The organism is Chromobacterium phragmitis (genome assembly GCF_003325475.1).
Lineage (GTDB): Bacteria > Pseudomonadota > Gammaproteobacteria > Burkholderiales > Chromobacteriaceae > Chromobacterium > Chromobacterium phragmitis.
In genome coordinates, this window is record NZ_CP029495.1 from 1,951,251 (window position 1) to 1,967,204 (window position 15,954).

The 15,954-nt window shown below is 56.5% G+C and carries 13 protein-coding genes; 7 read left to right on the forward strand and 6 right to left on the reverse strand.

The features are described 5' to 3' along the window. The first annotated feature begins 45 nt into the window (after positions 1 to 45). From DK842_RS09230 to DK842_RS22980, 4 genes are all read left to right on the forward strand, one after another. Positions 46 to 2,784, forward strand: a complete 2,739-nt coding sequence (locus DK842_RS09230; RefSeq protein ID WP_114061203.1) for a type VI secretion system Vgr family protein — start codon at positions 46 to 48, stop codon at positions 2,782 to 2,784. Between the two features lie 8 nt (positions 2,785 to 2,792). Then, entirely contained in the window at positions 2,793 to 3,545 is a 753-nt protein-coding gene (locus tag DK842_RS22970; RefSeq protein WP_145964003.1) for a hypothetical protein, read from the forward strand. Position 3,546: 1 nt separating this feature from the next. Beyond that, a complete protein-coding gene (locus tag DK842_RS22975) occupies positions 3,547 to 4,002 on the forward strand; it encodes a P-loop NTPase family protein (protein ID WP_145964004.1) in 456 nt (151 codons plus the stop codon). 968 nt (positions 4,003 to 4,970) lie between these two features. Beyond that, a complete protein-coding gene (locus DK842_RS22980; RefSeq protein WP_145964005.1) occupies positions 4,971 to 5,492 on the forward strand; it encodes a hypothetical protein in 522 nt (173 codons plus the stop codon). 233 nt (positions 5,493 to 5,725) lie between these two features. Here the strand turns inward: DK842_RS22980 and DK842_RS09235 are convergent, their stop codons facing one another. The 3 genes from DK842_RS09235 to DK842_RS09245 all read right to left on the reverse strand — a co-directional run bounded on the left by DK842_RS09235 (position 5,726) and on the right by DK842_RS09245 (position 7,176). Next, positions 5,726 to 6,109 (reverse strand): DUF1484 family protein, encoded by a 384-nt coding sequence (locus DK842_RS09235; protein WP_114061204.1) that lies wholly within the window; start codon positions 6,107 to 6,109, stop codon positions 5,726 to 5,728. 70 nt (positions 6,110 to 6,179) lie between these two features. Beyond that, entirely contained in the window at positions 6,180 to 6,581 is a 402-nt protein-coding gene (locus DK842_RS09240; RefSeq protein ID WP_114061205.1) for a DUF1484 family protein, read from the reverse strand. Between the two features lie 274 nt (positions 6,582 to 6,855). Beyond that, a complete protein-coding gene (locus tag DK842_RS09245) occupies positions 6,856 to 7,176 on the reverse strand; it encodes a DUF1484 family protein (protein ID WP_232538639.1) in 321 nt (106 codons plus the stop codon). Between the two features lie 720 nt (positions 7,177 to 7,896). Here DK842_RS09245 and dcm point away from each other — a divergent pair. The 3 genes from dcm to DK842_RS09260 are packed head-to-tail and all read left to right on the forward strand — an operon-like array spanning position 7,897 to position 10,779. Beyond that, positions 7,897 to 8,997 (forward strand): DNA (cytosine-5-)-methyltransferase, encoded by a 1,101-nt coding sequence (dcm, locus tag DK842_RS09250; protein WP_198414708.1) that lies wholly within the window; start codon positions 7,897 to 7,899, stop codon positions 8,995 to 8,997. Between the two features lie 7 nt (positions 8,998 to 9,004). Beyond that, positions 9,005 to 9,526, forward strand: a complete 522-nt coding sequence (locus DK842_RS09255) for a very short patch repair endonuclease (RefSeq protein ID WP_114061208.1) — start codon at positions 9,005 to 9,007, stop codon at positions 9,524 to 9,526. Next, positions 9,472 to 10,779 (forward strand): type II restriction endonuclease, encoded by a 1,308-nt coding sequence (locus tag DK842_RS09260; protein WP_114061209.1) that lies wholly within the window; start codon positions 9,472 to 9,474, stop codon positions 10,777 to 10,779. Before DK842_RS09255 ends, DK842_RS09260 begins: the two co-directional genes overlap by 55 nt. A gap of 101 nt (positions 10,780 to 10,880) precedes the next feature. Here the strand turns inward: DK842_RS09260 and DK842_RS09265 are convergent, their stop codons facing one another. The 3 genes from DK842_RS09265 to dnaN all read right to left on the reverse strand — a co-directional run bounded on the left by DK842_RS09265 (position 10,881) and on the right by dnaN (position 15,944). Further along, positions 10,881 to 11,963, reverse strand: coding sequence for a hypothetical protein (locus tag DK842_RS09265; RefSeq protein ID WP_145964006.1), 1,083 nt, complete (start codon positions 11,961 to 11,963; stop codon positions 10,881 to 10,883). 350 nt (positions 11,964 to 12,313) lie between these two features. Beyond that, positions 12,314 to 14,704, reverse strand: a complete 2,391-nt coding sequence (gene gyrB / locus DK842_RS09270) for a DNA topoisomerase (ATP-hydrolyzing) subunit B (protein ID WP_114061211.1) — start codon at positions 14,702 to 14,704, stop codon at positions 12,314 to 12,316. 130 nt (positions 14,705 to 14,834) lie between these two features. Then, complete coding sequence (gene dnaN, locus DK842_RS09275; RefSeq protein ID WP_046155229.1) at positions 14,835 to 15,944, reverse strand: DNA polymerase III subunit beta; 1,110 nt, start codon at positions 15,942 to 15,944, stop codon at positions 14,835 to 14,837. Positions 15,945 to 15,954: the final 10 nt, after the last annotated feature.

Sequence of the window (15,954 nt, forward strand, 5' to 3'; positions counted from 1 at the left end):
CTTTGAAATTTAAACCTTCTTGGTTTTAATTTTTACCTAGACACCATGAACCTTGACAGCCTCCTTGCCAGTTTCGCCTCCGCTTTCAATCAAGATCAACGTTTGCTAACCCTGGAGCTTGGCACCGGCCAGATAGCCGCCGAGCAGTTGCTGCCACTCAGCCTGGACGGCGAGGAAGGGGTGTCCCGGCCATACCGATACACGCTGAGCTGCCTGTCGCCGGACGGCAATATCGAACTCAAGACGCTGCTGGGCCTGCCGGCCCGGATTGGCATTGCCGATGCGGACGGAGGCGAGACCATCCGCTGCGGCGTGGTCAGCCAGGCCAGGCTGCTGGGCTCCGACGGCGGCTTTTCCCAGTACCAGCTGACCATCGAGCCGCCGATCGCGCTGCTGCGCCATCGCCGCACCTCCCGCGTGTTCCAGGACATGACGGTGCCGGACATCGTCCAGCAGATCGTCCACGAGCATCAGGCGGCCAACCCGGTGTTCGCCCGCGCGCAAGCCCTCGAGTTCAAGGTGGGGCCGGCCCAGCCCCGCAGTTATTGCTTACAATATCGCGAAGACGACTTCAGCTTCATCGTCCGCCTGCTGCATGAAGAGGGCTATGCCTGGCGCTTCGAGCACCTGGACGGAGACAGCCCCCAGGTCAAGCTGGCGGTGTTCGACGACGTCTACAGCCTGCCGCCGGCCGAAGTGGAGCGAGTGCGCTTCCACCGCAGCGACGCCACCGAAGAAGAGGACGGCCTCACCGACTGGAGCGCCAGCCGCCGGATCGTCCCCGGCAACGTGGCGCTGGCCACCTTCGACTACCAGCCGGTGTCCACCCAGCACACCGGCGACAGCAGCCAGATCGACCAGGGCCAGGGCGGCCAGGCGCTGCAATCCAGCCTGCAGGACTACGACCCGCAAAGTCTTTACTACGCCGGCGACGCCGAGCAGCTCAGCCACTACGCCCGGCTGCGGCAGCAGGCGCACGACCGGCTGGCCAAGCAATTCGAAGGCGCCGGCTCCATCCGCGGCCTCACCGCCGGCCAATGGTTCCGCCTGGACGACCACCCGGCGCACGACGGCGACAGCCACGAGCAGCGCGAATTCGTCGTCACCGGCCAACGCCTCCAGGCGCGCAACAACCTGCCGACCGACCTGAAAGCCATCCTGCCGGCCGGCGAACCCGCCGACGCCCCATTTAGCACCCAGATCCAGGCCCAGCGCCGCGGCATCCCGCTGACCCCGGCCTACGCCGGCACCGAATCGGCCAAGCCCACCAGCCTGGGCGTGCAGACCGCCACCGTGGTCGGCCCCGCCGGCGAAGAAGTCCACACCGATGCCCAGGGCCGGATCAAGGTGCAGTTCCACTGGCAGCGGCCGGAAGAACACCCCGCCATCGGCGCCGGCCTCGACGACAAATCCTCCTGCTGGCTGCGCGTCGCCATGCCATCAGCCGGCGCCGGCTGGGGCCACCAGTTCATCCCGCGCATCGGCCAGGAAGTGCTGGTCGACTTCATCGAAGGCGACATCGACCGCCCGCTGATCACCGGCGTGCTGTACAACGGCAGCCACCCCACGCCCGACTTCAGCGGCGCCGGCAGCCTGCCCGCCAACAAGACCCTGTCCGGCATCAAATCCAAAGAACATCAGGGCGGCGGCTACAACGAGCTGCTGTTCGACGACACCCCCGGCGAAGTGCGCGCCAAGCTGAGCTCTGAGCCCGGCAAAACCCAGCTCAACCAGGGCTACCTCGCCCATCCGCGCAGCAACGGCAAAGCCCAGCCGCGCGGCGAAGGTTTCGAACTGCGCACCGACCACCACGGCGCCATCCGCGCCGCCCACGGCCTGCTGCTGTCCACCGAGGCGCAAAACGGCGCCGGCGGCAAACAGCTCGCCAGAGAACACGCGCAATCGCAGCTCGACTCGGCCCTCAGCCTCTCGCAAGCGCTGGCCGAAACCGCCACCGGCCAACTGGCCGACGCCATGGAGACCGGCCCCGACGAGATCAGCTCGGACAACGCCAAGGCCGGCAAGAAGAGCGACGGCCACCTGCAACACCACGCCGACGCGCTGAAGGCCTGGGAAGCGGGATCGAACACCGACAAGGACGGCAAAACGGCGAAAGACCAAGCCGGCCAGCAGCCGCTGCTGATCCTGTCCGGCCCGGCCGGCATCGCCGCCCTCACCGAGCAAAGCCAAACCCTCAGCGCCGGGCAAAACCTCAACCTCATCGCCCAGCGCGACGCCAACCACGCGACCGGCCGGCGCTGGCTGCACAACGTCGGCCAGCACATCAGCCTGTTCGTGGCGGGGGTGAAAGACAAGGTGGCGCTGAAGCTGATCGCGGCGAAGGGCAAGGTGCAGGTGCAGGCGCAGAGCGACGCGATGGAGCTGACGGCGGATAAGGACCTCTCCATTACCTCGGTCAAACAGAAAATCCAGTTCAACGGCAAACAGGAAATCCTGCTGACCAGCGGAGGCGCATATGTGCGGATCAAGGGCGGCAAGATCGAGCTGCACGCGCCGGGCACCGTCAGCTTCAAGGGGGCGAGCCATGATTGGAGCGGGCCGGCGAGCAAGAAGGTAGAAATGCCTTATCTGCCAGGGATGAAAATTTTTGATGAGCAGTTAGTTTTGAAAGATGAAAGTGGGACTCTTCTTAAGAAGGTTGGATATGAGCTTGAGTTAGAGTCTGGAAGGATAGTAACTGGAGTGACTGATGAGGATGGTAAAACTGAGCGTATAGAAAGCACAGAGCCATTGAAGATACAAAATCTTAAAATTATTTATTGAGAGCAAAAATGAAATTTTGCGAAAGTGGGTGTTTTTCATTTGGTGAGGCTGTTCTGAATCAGAAGATTAGTATTAAGACAAATGACGAGAGTATTGGTGAGTCTTCTGTTACAGTCAAAGTCAATGTTGGTCGCCCTCTTACAAAAGGCGAGATTGAGATGTGTCAAGGCATATTTAGGGACTCAATTGACTATTCAGTTGTAAGGATCGTTAAAGCAATACATAAAACTCAGGTAGGTAGAACGCGACCAGCTGTCATTTCTGATCCTAGAAAGCCATGTATATATTTTCCGCCAAAATATGATAACGACCCAAGAAATAGTCATTATTATCAAGATGATTTTTTTACTCCCGCAGGAAATCAGTCTCAGGTCAGGGATGCTAAGATTCTATTTATGCATGAAATGACGCACATATGGCAAAGGATGAGATGGCGGAATTACTCATTAGAACAGCCAAGTGTGCTGGAGGCTGATGCGGGAGCATGGTATTATGATAAAATTGAAAAGAAAGAGAAATTAGATTTATATTATTTGCCATGGAAGGATGCAAATTCGCCAAGAGTGTTTTCCCAGTATAATCATGAGCAGCAGGCCGAAATAGTCGCTAATTACTATGATATTGAATTTTTGAAGACGCCGGGGATACCTGTGAAAAAAGTGAAGTATATGAGAGATGCAATTTCGTCTTTGCTAGTTAATCCCCGCAACTGGAACCTTCTTCCATTTAATGCAAACATCAATATTTTTGGGAAGGATTGAAATGGCAAGTCGTTTTTGTATTTTATTTTTTCTTCTTTTGGCGAGTGGTTGTGGCAAGTCAGATAAGAAAGATGAGTCTGATTTTGAAAATATCAGAGCTAAGCCGGTGATTTATGTGAAAAAAACTGATTCTGCGCTAATTTTTGATACGAGCGATGGTGTTAAAGAGATTGCTGGATCATTAGATGGTGAGAAGATTAAAATATTGACAATTTCAGTCACGCGGTCACGTAATGGCGTGTCAGATGATTTTGGATGGGTTGTTGTAAATAATTCCAACCCTCTTGAAAATTGTTCAGTAGAGCTTCCGACTATTTTCGAATATGGGAAAAAGTTTAATAGTTGCTTGGAAGTTAGACGGGCAGATAAGTATGATAAAAGCTTTGATTATAAAGTGGTGGTTACTGGTTTTTCAAACAAAGAGGGTGAGATAGAATTTTCTGCTGTTGATAGATAGTTGTATGTATATTTCTATTCTGGTGCGGCTTTGTTGCATAAATGAAATTAGTTGCGCTTTTTGTCTGATAAGTTACTGAAAATTGCCGCAATATGAGCGCAACTTTTTACAAAAAACACAGTAATTTATTGGCATATTTTTTGATTTATGCAACAAAGCCGGGCAAGTGCAATTGGTCCAATTCAATATGCTGCTGTGGAAAAATCAGGTATTGAAATAATATTCAAATTTTCCAGTGCTGACCCTGGATTGTCCAGAAATCTGAGTCGTTTGAATTGCCTGATAGGCAACGCGTCAGTGGGGAACTTCATTGAACTGGATCATGGGATAAATTGGACGGGAGCGATTGAGGATGCAGGTCAGGAGATAGGACTATTTTTTTTACAAAGCTAGCGGCATTGCTAATATGGTAGATGATGGTCGGTGGTCTCTTCCATCCGCTGATAAAATTGCACAAGCGCTATCTGATAAAAAAATCGTACGCTGCCGAGTCGTGCAAGGAAGTTATGTTGGCAAGCCTGTCGTTTCACCGGAAATGGTTGTGCCAGCAGAAAATATTATGGAGTTACATCAGAATTGATTGATGCTGCGCGATAAGCATGGCTAATAAACTGATAGAGTTGAGCCAAAAATGGCTTATAAAAAATCCACTCCGCCATCTGGCCGAGCGGGATTCTTACAGCATTCGTCCTTGTAATAGGTAGTGGGCTTGTAGTAACTCCTGATACAGTGGAGTGATGAGGCTGAATAGCTGGCACGAGAGTACAGGGATGGTATCGGCTGGGTGCCGAGAGGTTGGCAGCGACTGTATGCTCCCGCTGTGGCGGATTGGTACTATGGGGTTATTCGATGTTGCGGTCCTGTGCAGCCCGTAATTTTACCATCGGTTAGAGTCTGAATCTCATCGCCTAGAACGATATCAACCACATTGTATGCCGGTGCTGAAATAGCGATATAAGGAAGTGCGTATGAGAAAGTCGTTTAAAACTTTGAGCATAGGCTCCATTCTTATAGTCATAATTCTTGCTGTCCTGTTTGGAGCAATGGGTAGAGGTAAAGATAAATATTTTGAAAAGCAATCTAATGAAAAAGACTTAAGTGTGATAGAGCAAGATATTTCTAAAGATGGTGTAATAAAGTTTGATGGAAATGACTTTGATATAGCCATTATGAATGGCGATCCGCAACTTGATATTAGTATTGGCGTTCAGGGTTATTCTCAAGACTCTACAGAAAAGGGTTTGTATTCACTTTTGGTTAAGATTGGGTGTTTTCAAGATGTTAAAAAATTTACTATAGGGTTTGATGGTAATTCATTGAGGTTGAAAGGCCATAATTGCCCGGTTGATGAAGCTAAAGCTTTGGGCGAAATTCAGGCTTCGGATTGGGATAATTTTAATAAGTTCACGGTCTACTACATGTATGGTGGTGGTGGACGACTATCTGGGACTTCATTCTGCAAGCAAGGAACTGGATATTCTCCGTGCTAAGGTCGGTATATTTGAGCGTGATATCGCAAGCTGCTGAGGGTAGCTTTAAAAAGACATGAGATTACATCTTATTAGATACTGATTTAGTAAATTTAGGAAGTAGAATGGCTTGCCTGCGCTTGTGTAGTGAAATTGAGTAGACTTTTGATGTCGCGCAGCTAGCTTACGTGCCAGGCTATCTGCCTGTGCGCAAAACAAAAGCCAACCCGCCATCCGGCCGGGTGGGCTTTTTGCTACACCCGGCCTACCAGCTGGTAGCGGGCCAGCAGCAGTTCCTGGTGCAGCGGGGTGAGCAGGCTGAACAGCTGGCGGGCGGGGAATGGGGTGCCGTCTGCCAGGCGGAGCAGGTCTAGTAGCGATTGCATCCCTTCGCTGGTGCGGGCCAGGGTTTGGTTGCTGGTGCTGAGGGCTTGTTCGATTTCCTGGTTGAGCTCCGCCAGCCTTTCCACTAGCAGGCGCAGGGCGGTGGGGCTGTGGTGGGTGAGCGGGTTTTGCAGCTTGGCGATGATCTGATCCAACTCCACCAGCGCCGCTACGGTGGCGGGGAGGTGGTTGGGTTTGTTCGTGTCGGCGTCTTGATTGAATGTGGGCGGCACTAGCGGGGTGATGTTGGACATGCGTTTTCCTCCATGACTGGATAGCGGAAACCGCCGGGCCTGCGTGTGCGGGCCCGGCTGGCTTGTGCGTTTACAGCGCGCGGGTGAGCAAGTGGAGCGGCTGGTCCATACGCTTAACCAGCGGCTCAAGCAGCTCTTTCAGCCGGCTGGATGGCAGGCGCACGTCGTCGCCCAGGCATGAGAGCAGGTCCATCATGGATTCCAGGCCCAGCTGGGCGTGGGCCAGGTGGGGGATGGATGCCCTTACCGCGCCCTCCATCTCCCGGCACAGGTGGGCCAGCTGTGCCACCGGTTGGCGCAGGCTGGCTAGATCGGGGTCGGCCAATTGCGCCTGCAGCTGGGCAAAAATGTGGTTCAGCTTGGCCAGCGGCGCGGCTGGGTTGGATGGCCGCAGGTGGTGGTGTGGCCCGTGGCCACGTGCCTGGGGGCGGATGTGCACGGTAAACGGCGCAAATTCAGTGGGGTGGGACATGCGTATCCTCCAGCGAGAAAGTCCGCCCGCCCGGGCGCGAGCCAGCGCCTGTCCGGCCTGCGGCCGGGGAAAGGCCAACGCGCGCGGGCGAGCGGCAAGTCAGTGCGTCCCGTGCAGGGGCGGAGAAAGCGGCGAGGGCGGAGCGGTGCCTGATGCGCAGGCGGCGAGGGGCGCGGTGGGTGAGTGCGCCCCCAAGGTGCCGCCACGCCGCTGCCCACCCCAACACGGGGTTCTCAGCGGCCGCCGTGCCCGGATGGGCCGCGGCGGCAGCGGCTTACAGCACGCTGGTGAGCCGGCTGAGCGACGCTTCCATCCGCTTGTCCAGCGGCGCCAACAACTGCAGCAGGCGGCTGGAAGGCAGGCGCGCATCGTCGCCCAGCGCGGACAGCAGGCCCAACAACGCCTGCAAGCCCAGCTGGCCGTGGGCCAGGTGGCAGATGGTTTCCACCACCGCGTCCTCAATGTCGCGGCACACATGCGCCAGCTGCGCCGCCGGCACGCGGGCGCAGGCCTGCGGCTTGCGGGCAAGCTGGTCCTGCAAGGCGGCAAAGGCATCATGCAGCCTATGCATGGCCAGCAGGCTGGGCTGAGACAAAGAGGCAGACGCCCCGGAACGGAGCAAAGGGCTGGAGGATACGGCAGAGTGAGACGCACTGCGGGAAATGCTGGTCATGGCAGAACCCTTTTCAAGATGGATGCTCACCCCTGCCTTCCCGACGCCAATCGGGGGTGGCAGGCGCATGGCAGGATTGGCGTACCGGCCATCTTGAACCCGGCGTGTCTTGCGACACTCCCACCACGGCCCGCCATAAATTGCGCGTAGCAATAGTGTGAGGACCGGTGCTTTCGCCGCGGTCCGCCAAGATGGTGTCGGGACGCCAATCCCGGTGCCGCTATTGAACAGCACGGGAGGATTATCTAGCGGGGAGTCTTGCTAGGCAAGCGAAGAAGTACGTATTGGCAAGTGTTGTGAAGTGCGATGCAGAGGAATCCCAAGCGGTGTCTAGGTAAGTGAGAGTGATTAACCGTATTGATTCAGTACATTGCACAGTCAAGACCTCAATTTTACCTAGCCATTCCCTCCCCTACTGGATAAAATGTGTGTATTTCAGGACGATATGTCCGGTTTTTGTCCCAGAGAAGATCAATGAACGCATCAGACACTCTCCACGTCAAGGCCATGCTGGCGGAGGTTCGACAGCTGCGCAGCCAAGCCGAGATTGCGGCAACACTCAAGGTGGATGTGCGTACCATCCGCCGCTGGGAGGCTGGTGACTGTGAACCACCGTCTTTCTTGGTGCATGCTCTGCGCCAGATGTTGCCACCCTCTCTCCCCTTTAACCAAGACGGAGCCGACTTTACTTTCATTGACCTGTTTGCTGGCATTGGTGGCATCAGACAGGCTTTTGAAAGCATTGGCGGACGCTGTGTATTTACAAGCGAATGGGACAGTTACGCCCAGAAAACCTACGCCGAAAATTACAACCGTGACCAGCATGTTCTGAACGGTGACATCACCCAAGTCAATGCTGGTGACGTGCCAAATCATGACGTTCTGTTGGCTGGATTTCCCTGCCAGCCATTTTCCATTGCAGGAGTTTCCAAAAAGAATGCGCTGGGCCGCGCCCACGGTTTTCAGGATGAAACCCAAGGTACGCTTTTTTTCGATGTGGCCCGGATCATTGACGAAAAGCGTCCGCGTGCTTTTCTGCTTGAAAATGTGAAAAACCTGTTGTCCCATGACAAAGGCCGTACTTTTGACGTGATCCGTCGCACCCTGAGCGAGGAGTTGGGATATCACATTCATTACAAGGTGATAGATGGTGCCCATTTCACCCCGCAGCACCGTGAGCGTATCCTGATTGTTGGTTTCCGCGAACCGGTGGCCTTCGATTGGGATGCCTTGCCATTGCCTCCCAAGGGTAATATCCGGCTGGGGGAGATCCTGCACCGTACGGATGGTAGTGAACCCTTGTTACCTTGGGATGGGGACCGCTTTTTTGACCATGCAGCCCGCAAGGTGCAGGACAAATATACTCTTACGCCAAAGTTGTGGGCGTACTTGCAAGCCTATGCAGAGAAGCACCGGGCCAAGGGAAATGGTTTTGGTTTTGGGTTGGTGGGTGCCGACAGTGTCACTCGCACCCTGTCTGCCCGCTATTACAAGGATGGCTCGGAAATCCTCGTATATCAGGGAGAGAACAGGAATCCCCGTCGTTTGACTCCGCGAGAATGCGCACGGCTGATGGGCTTCCCAGACACATTCCGTATCCCGGTCTCTGATACCCGCGCTTACAAGCAATTCGGCAATTCGGTTGTAGTGGATGTGATGGCACATACGGCCCGGTTGATGCACCAGTTCCTGATTTTGGAAACGCTGGAACCGGAGCTACCGCTCCAGGCTGCAATGGCCTGACCTCCTGATGGCTGATATCGTTGACAAGGCTACCCGCAGTCGGATGATGTCGGGTATCCGTGGCAAGAACACCAAGCCTGAATTGTTGATACGCAAGGCCTTGCATGCGCGGGGCTTTCGTTACCGGTTGCACAACAAGAATTTGCCAGGTAAGCCGGACCTTGTATTTCCCAAATACAAGGCGGTGGTGTTTATCCATGGCTGTTTCTGGCATGGGCATGACTGCCACTATTTCAAAGTACCACAAACCCGTACGGCTTTCTGGCTGGAGAAGATCAACGGCAACAGGGAAAGGGATACCCGACAGCTGATGCAATTGAGGCTGGCAGGCTGGCGCATTCTTGTGGTCTGGGAGTGTGCAACACGAAAGAAGGAACCATCAGGAAATGACATACTGATTGACTGTATTTCCAACTGGTTGATAATGGGTACTTGTGACGCACATATCGAAGAGACCGGCATCCAGCCCCTGCCATGTTTGACGACCGAATCAGTGATTATACAGAAGGCGTTGCTGCCAAATACCTGAGTGCCGTGGATGCAGAGCCCGGCAAGTCCAACCAGCATGAAATTGGCGGCCTGCCAGCAGCCGGTTTCCGCGAATGGCTGGGCACTCCCGGCAAGCAAGAGGTATACCGCTTCCGCGCTCGCCAGATCTACATTTCCGATGATGATGACGAACCAGTTATCTGCGATAGTCACGTCACTTGGTACGACTGCCGACGAAGGGTGCTCCACCGAGGCCCGGAATACCGCCTCTACTACTATGATAGCCCGGTCACTGCCCGCATCAGCGAAGGAGATTTCTTTCTGGTGGCCAAGCTGCGCGAAGATGCCCTGCCGCTGCAGGATGTGTTCCTGCCGCTGGACGGGGCCGATCTGAAGCCCGGCAGCCTGCTGATGGTGTTTGCACCGGCCGGCAGCGCGGCTGAGCGGCAACTGCGCATCCTGTTTGGCTTGGGCGAAATCGGCGAACGCTTCAAGGCGGGCGAACTGGATGCCGGCAGCCTGCTGTTGCCACTGCGGATGATGCTGGAAGCGCTGGGCATCGAACTGAACAAGCCCGACCACTCCGACGACGAATGGACCGAACGCCTGCTGGACACCTTTGGTGGCAAGGCCTTTCCGGCCACCGCTGCCTTTTCGGCCTTCGCCCGCGACAGCATCGCCGATCATACCAATCCGCTGGCAGATCCGGATGGCACACTGATGGAGTGGATGGAGCAGGAAGAAAAACTGTTCCGCCTGTACGAACGCCAGCTGGTACAGGCTCAGCTGCGCGCCGGCTTTGGTGAGCACGGCGATGATGTGGATGCTTTCATCAACTATTCCCTCAGCGTGCAGAATCGCCGCAAGTCACGAGTAGGCCATGCCTTCGAAGGTCATTTGGACACACTGTTCCGTCTTCATGGCTTGCAGTTCCAGCAAGGTCGTGGCAAAGGCAACGTTACCGAAAACAACGCCCGGCCGGACTTCATGTTTCCCTCCTTTGCAGCCTACCACGACCCGACCTTTCCGGCAGAGCAGCTGTTGATGCTGGGTGCCAAGACCACCTGTAAGGACCGCTGGCGGCAAGTCCTAAGTGAAGCAGGCCGCATCATGCCCAAACATCTGGTTACTCTGGAGGCCTCGATCAGCGAGGCGCAGACCGACGAGATGGCCTCCCACCAGCTTCGACTCGTGATACCCACCAGCATCCATACTACTTACACGTTACGACAGCAGGATAGATTACTGGATTTGCAAGAGTTTATTCACGAGGTAAAAGCTGCGCAGGTGTGAAGTGAGGGGACGGGCTATCGCCATACATCCACCCAATGAGACTCATTGGGTGCAATGCGTTCTAAGCACTAACGAGGAGGGCAACACGCGTAGTGCTTATCTCACTGTTTCGAGACGGCACGCAAACGACGCAGCCATGCCTCATTGACAGGCGAGAGTTGGTTTCCCTTCATGAGCACTGCAATTTTTCCCGCGATGTCCGTCGCCCTATCAGAGAAGAGCCCGAGTGAAACAAACTCCACAGCCTGCGCACATTTGTAACTGACCTCGGATTTGCCGTTCGCCGATGTGTAATTCTTCGACTTGTACGTTGGGCGCTTACTGATCTTTGCGATGATCTCCTCGCCTAGCACGATAGCGACGAGCGCTGTGCGCTCACGCATCTTCATGTCGCCCAAGAGATACATAGACCCGATCTTTGTAGTCCAATACGGTTTAACAAGTACCGTATGCAGACAGCGAATATTGGCCCCGGCAAGCATGCCGAGTACAGAGAGCTCACCTTCGTTGATGCCGAAGTACAAGCCATACAAATCAATTGGGAATTTATGCTTAATCTCAAGAACCCACACATCCTCACCGACCACAAGGACGCGGTCAAGATTCCAAACATTTCGGAAGTACGGCTGAATCGCGCAATTGATGAAAATGCGCGGGAGAACAACACGATCACCGAGATAATCACCGTAATGGCTTGAGATATAGCCCCAATAGGCTTGTTTTTGGCGGTTTTTGTCTCGAACTGCTTCTGCTACTTCAAAAGGTTTCATTTGACCACCGGATAGCTCGTACATGAGCTCATGCAGCGCCCGACTTTTCCCGACTTTACGCCCCTTGCTCACCCGTACAGCATCGAAGCGGCCTTCGCTATACATCACGTAGTATGGAACGAAACATCTCTCGAGCGCGATGAAATACCGGCCCAAACCCTTGCTTTTGCTTCTTACCCATACAAACACGAGCCATCGCTCTTTCTCGCGCCCTGTATCCACGACGACTGTATCTACGTCAAGCTGGGTGATCGCATTACCGGTAGCCTCGGGTATACTCTCTACGATCTGGTCGAATAGTGACTCCACAACCAGCCCCTCAAGCAATGTATGCTTATCGCTGCTGAGGATCTCGGCCGCTATTTCGGTATCGTGGTAATTGAGTAGAGACAACGGTCCCCAAGGTGTATTCATTCTAGTTTAACTTGTGATCAAACATGCGTATGCGCATGATATATGAAGTATGCCCGCTTCTCTAGGCGCTTTTGAGCGGCAGCTGGACTGGGTCGGTTTTCAGATTGCACGGTAGTCAGTTGGTTCGAGGACATGGCGGCGCATCTTAGTCTGTCCCGATAGGGAGTGGCGACTTTCTGCTCTTGGCTTGAGTGGCAGCTATGGTTGAAGAGCAGCTACTATCATGACTTGGTACCAAAAAAATGGCCTCCAATCTTGGAGGCCGTCCTTCTTACCGCACAGGCTGTGCGTGAAATCCCAAACATCTAGAAAAGTGGGAAAAATCTAGATCTTCGTGGGATCCTACAAACTTACACGTCGATGTTCCGCGCAATCAGCGCATTGCCTTCGATGAACTGCCTGCGCGGCTCCACTTCGTCGCCCATCAGGGTGGTGAACACGTCGTCCGCGCCCATCACGTCTTCGATGCGTACCTTGAGCAGGCGGCGCACGGCCGGGTCCATGGTGGTTTCCCACAGCTGTTCCGGGTTCATCTCGCCCAGGCCTTTGTAGCGCTGGATGTTCATGCCCTTCTTCACTTCGGCCAGCAGCCAGTCCAGCGCTTCGCCAAATTCGGCCACCGGTTTGACGGTTTCGCCGCGCTTCACGTGGGCGCCCTGGCGCAGCAGGCCGCCCAGCAGGCTGCCGGTCTTCTTCAGCTCGGCGTAGTCGCCGCTGTCCAGGAAGTTCTGGTCCAGCACCGTCACCAGCACGTTGCCGTGCAGCTTGCGGATGATCTTCACCAGGTGGCCGTCGTTCTTTTCATCGCGCAGCAGCTGCAGGTCTATGGTTTCGGCCGGCAGGTGCTTGGAGAGTTCGGCCACGGTGTGGTCGGCCTGTTGTTGGCTTTCCAGCGACAGCGGGCCGGTTTTGAGCATGGCTTCCAGCACCAGCGGGTCGATGACGCGGCTTTCGCGTTCCATCACCGCGCGGGCCAGCAGGAACTGGCGGGCGATTTCGCCCAGGGTTTCGCCGGACAGGGCGGCTTCGCCTTCGGCCGGGATCAGTTCGGCTTTTTCCAGCGCCAGTTGCAGCAGGTATTGGTTGAGTTCGCCGTCGTCTTTCAGATAGCGTTCTTGCTTGCCGTGCTTGGCCTTATAGAGCGGCGGCTGGGCGATGTAGATGTGGCCACGTTCCACCAGCTCGGTCATCTGGCGGTAGAAGAAGGTGAGCAGCAGGGTGCGGATGTGCGCGCCGTCCACGTCGGCGTCGGTCATGATGATGATGCGGTGGTAGCGCAGCTTGTCCGGGTTGTACTCGTCCTTGCCGATGCCGCAGCCCATGGCGGTAATCAGCGTGGCCACTTCCTGGCTTTGCAGCATTTTGTCGAAGCGGGCGCGTTCCACGTTCAGGATCTTGCCCTTCAGCGGCAGAATGGCCTGGAATTTGCGGTCGCGGCCTTGCTTGGCGGAGCCGCCGGCGGAGTCACCCTCCACCAGGTACAGTTCGCACAGCGACGGGTCTTTTTCCTGGCAGTCCGCCAGCTTGCCGGGCAGGCCCAGGCCGTCCATCACGCCTTTGCGGCGGGTGATTTCGCGGGCCTTGCGCGCGGCCTCGCGGGCGCGGGCGGCTTCCACGATCTTGCCGCAGATGATCTTGGCGTCGTTGGGGTTTTCCAGCAGATAGGTTTTCAGCGCTTCGCTGATCACTTCGTTTACCACCGGGCCGATTTCGCTGGAGACCAGTTTGTCTTTGGTCTGGCTGGAGAACTTGGGGTCCGGCAGCTTGACGGACAGCACGCAGGTGAGGCCTTCGCGCATGTCGTCGCCGGTGGTGTCCACCTTGGCCTTTTTGGCGGCTTCGGTTTCTTCGATGAACTGGTTCAGCGTGCGGGTCATCACCTGGCGCAGCGCGGTCATGTGGGCGCCGCCGTCGCGCTGGGGGATGTTGTTGGTGAAGCACTGGACGCTCTCTTGATACGAGTCGTTCCATTGCATCGCCACTTCCACGCTCATGCCGTCCTTCTCGCCGATGCCGTAAAAGACTTTCGGGTGCAGCACGGTCTTGTTGCGGTTCATGTATTCCACGAAGCCGGCCACGCCGCCGGAGAAGGCGAAGTTTTCTTCCTTGCCGCTGCGCTTGTCGATCAGCTGGATGCCCACGCCCTGGTTCAGGAACGAGAGCTCGCGGATGCGCTTGGCCAGGATGTCGAAGTGGAATTCGATGTGGCCGAAGGTTTCCACGCTGGCGAAGAAGGTGACCTCGGTGCCGCGGTGGCTGGTATGGCCGGTGACGGTGAGCGGGGCCACGGCGTCGCCGCGGCGGAATTCCATCTCGTGCACCTTGCCGTCGCGCCAGATCTTAAGCCGTAGCCAGTCGGACAACGCGTTCACCACCGATACGCCCACGCCGTGCAGGCCGCCGGAGATCTTGTAGCTGTTGCTGTCGAATTTGCCGCCGGCGTGGAGGATGGTCATGATCACTTCCGCCGCCGACCGCCCTTCTTCCGGGTGGATGTCGGTGGGGATGCCGCGGCCGTTGTCTTCCACGGAAACGGAGTTGTCCGGATTGATGGTGACCTTGATGGTGTCGGCATGGCCGGCCAGCGCCTCGTCAATGGCGTTGTCCAGCACTTCAAACACCATGTGGTGCAAGCCGGTGCCGTCCTGGGTGTCGCCAATGTACATGCCGGGGCGCTTGCGCACCGCATCCAGGCCTTTAAGCACCTTGATACTGTCCGCGCCGTATTCTTGTTCGCTCATACTCAAACCTTCCAAATGGCGGCGGCTGCGCTGTGAGGCGGGCCGCGCCGGTCATTCTTGAGAGCCGCCCGCCCGGGGGAGGGGGCTCTTTAACCCGGTGGGCGGCTGGGCCGCCCGCTCCGTTCTACATTTAGATGCGCATCGGCATCACGATGTACTTGAAGTTGCTGACATCCGGAATGGTGAACAGCGCGCTGCGGTTGGAGTCGCCAAACGCCAGCTGCAGGGTGTCGGCCGGCAGATTGGTCAGCACGTCCAGCAGGTAATTGATGTTGAAGCCGATTTCCAGCGTGCCGCCCTGGAAGGCGATTTCCAGTTCTTCCTCGGCTTCTTCCTGTTCGCTGTTGGTGCACAGGATGGACATCTTGCCCGGCGCCAGCACCAGGCGCACGCCGCGGAATTTCTCGTTGGCCAGGATGGCGGCGCGTTGCAGCGCGTGCAGGAATTCCAGCCGTTCGATCAGGAAGATCTTTTCGTTGTCCAGCGGGATCACGCGGTTGTAGTCGGGGAACTTGCCGTCCACCACTTTGCTGATGATCACGGTGGCGCCGAAGCTGAAGCGCACCTGGTTGGCCAGCACTTCGATCTTGATCTCGTCGTCGCTGTCTTGCAGCAGCTTGTACAGCTCGATGATGGTCTTGCGCGGCAGGATCACCTCGGCCTTGGGCAGGGTGGCGGTGACGTCGGCGCTGGCGAAGGCCAGGCGGTGGCCGTCGGTGGCCACCAGGCGCACCTGGTTGCCATCGGTCTGCATCAACAGGCCGTTGAGGTAATAACGGATGTCCTGCACCGCCATCGAGTACTGCACCTGGGATATCAGGCGCTTCAGCTCGCGCTGGGACAGCGAGAAGCTGGATTCGCCGGCGCTGCCCACGGACAGCAGCGGAAAGTCTTCCGCCGGCAGGGTTTGCAGGTTGAAGCGGCTCTTGCCGGCCTTCAGCACCAGGCGGCCGCCGTCCAGCTGTTCCAGCGTGACGGTGGCGTTGCCGGGGATGGCGCGCAGGATGTCCTGCAGCTTCTTGGCCGAGGTGGTGAGACGGAAATCCTCGCCCGGCAGCTCGTCGCTGCTGGCGGTGGTGATCTGGATTTCCAGGTCGGTGGCCAGGAAGCCTACCTGTCCGCCCTTTTTCTCGATCAGGACGTTGGACAGGATGGGCAGCGTGTGGCGACGCTCGACAATGCCGGTGACTGCCAGCAAGGGCTTGAGCAGGGCATCGCGTTCGGCTTGCAGGATCAGCATGTGGCGGGCT

Bases quoted from the DNA above. Each gene is read 5' to 3' on its own strand.
- DK842_RS09230 (WP_114061203.1), top strand. From the start codon at position 46: ATGAACCTTGACAGCCTCCTTGCCAGTTTCGCCTCCGCTTTCAATCAA.
- DK842_RS22970 (WP_145964003.1), top strand. From the start codon at position 2,793: ATGAAATTTTGCGAAAGTGGGTGTTTTTCATTTGGTGAGGCTGTTCTG.
- DK842_RS22975 (WP_145964004.1), top strand. From the start codon at position 3,547: ATGGCAAGTCGTTTTTGTATTTTATTTTTTCTTCTTTTGGCGAGTGGT.
- DK842_RS22980 (WP_145964005.1), top strand. From the start codon at position 4,971: ATGAGAAAGTCGTTTAAAACTTTGAGCATAGGCTCCATTCTTATAGTC.
- DK842_RS09235 (WP_114061204.1), bottom strand. From the start codon at position 6,109: ATGTCCAACATCACCCCGCTAGTGCCGCCCACATTCAATCAAGACGCC.
- DK842_RS09240 (WP_114061205.1), bottom strand. From the start codon at position 6,581: ATGTCCCACCCCACTGAATTTGCGCCGTTTACCGTGCACATCCGCCCC.
- dcm (WP_198414708.1), top strand. From the start codon at position 7,897: ATGTTGCCACCCTCTCTCCCCTTTAACCAAGACGGAGCCGACTTTACT.
- DK842_RS09255 (WP_114061208.1), top strand. From the start codon at position 9,005: ATGGCTGATATCGTTGACAAGGCTACCCGCAGTCGGATGATGTCGGGT.
- DK842_RS09260 (WP_114061209.1), top strand. From the start codon at position 9,472: ATGTTTGACGACCGAATCAGTGATTATACAGAAGGCGTTGCTGCCAAA.
- DK842_RS09265 (WP_145964006.1), bottom strand. From the start codon at position 11,963: ATGAATACACCTTGGGGACCGTTGTCTCTACTCAATTACCACGATACC.
- gyrB (WP_114061211.1), bottom strand. From the start codon at position 14,704: ATGAGCGAACAAGAATACGGCGCGGACAGTATCAAGGTGCTTAAAGGC.
- dnaN (WP_046155229.1), bottom strand. From the start codon at position 15,944: ATGCTGATCCTGCAAGCCGAACGCGATGCCCTGCTCAAGCCCTTGCTG.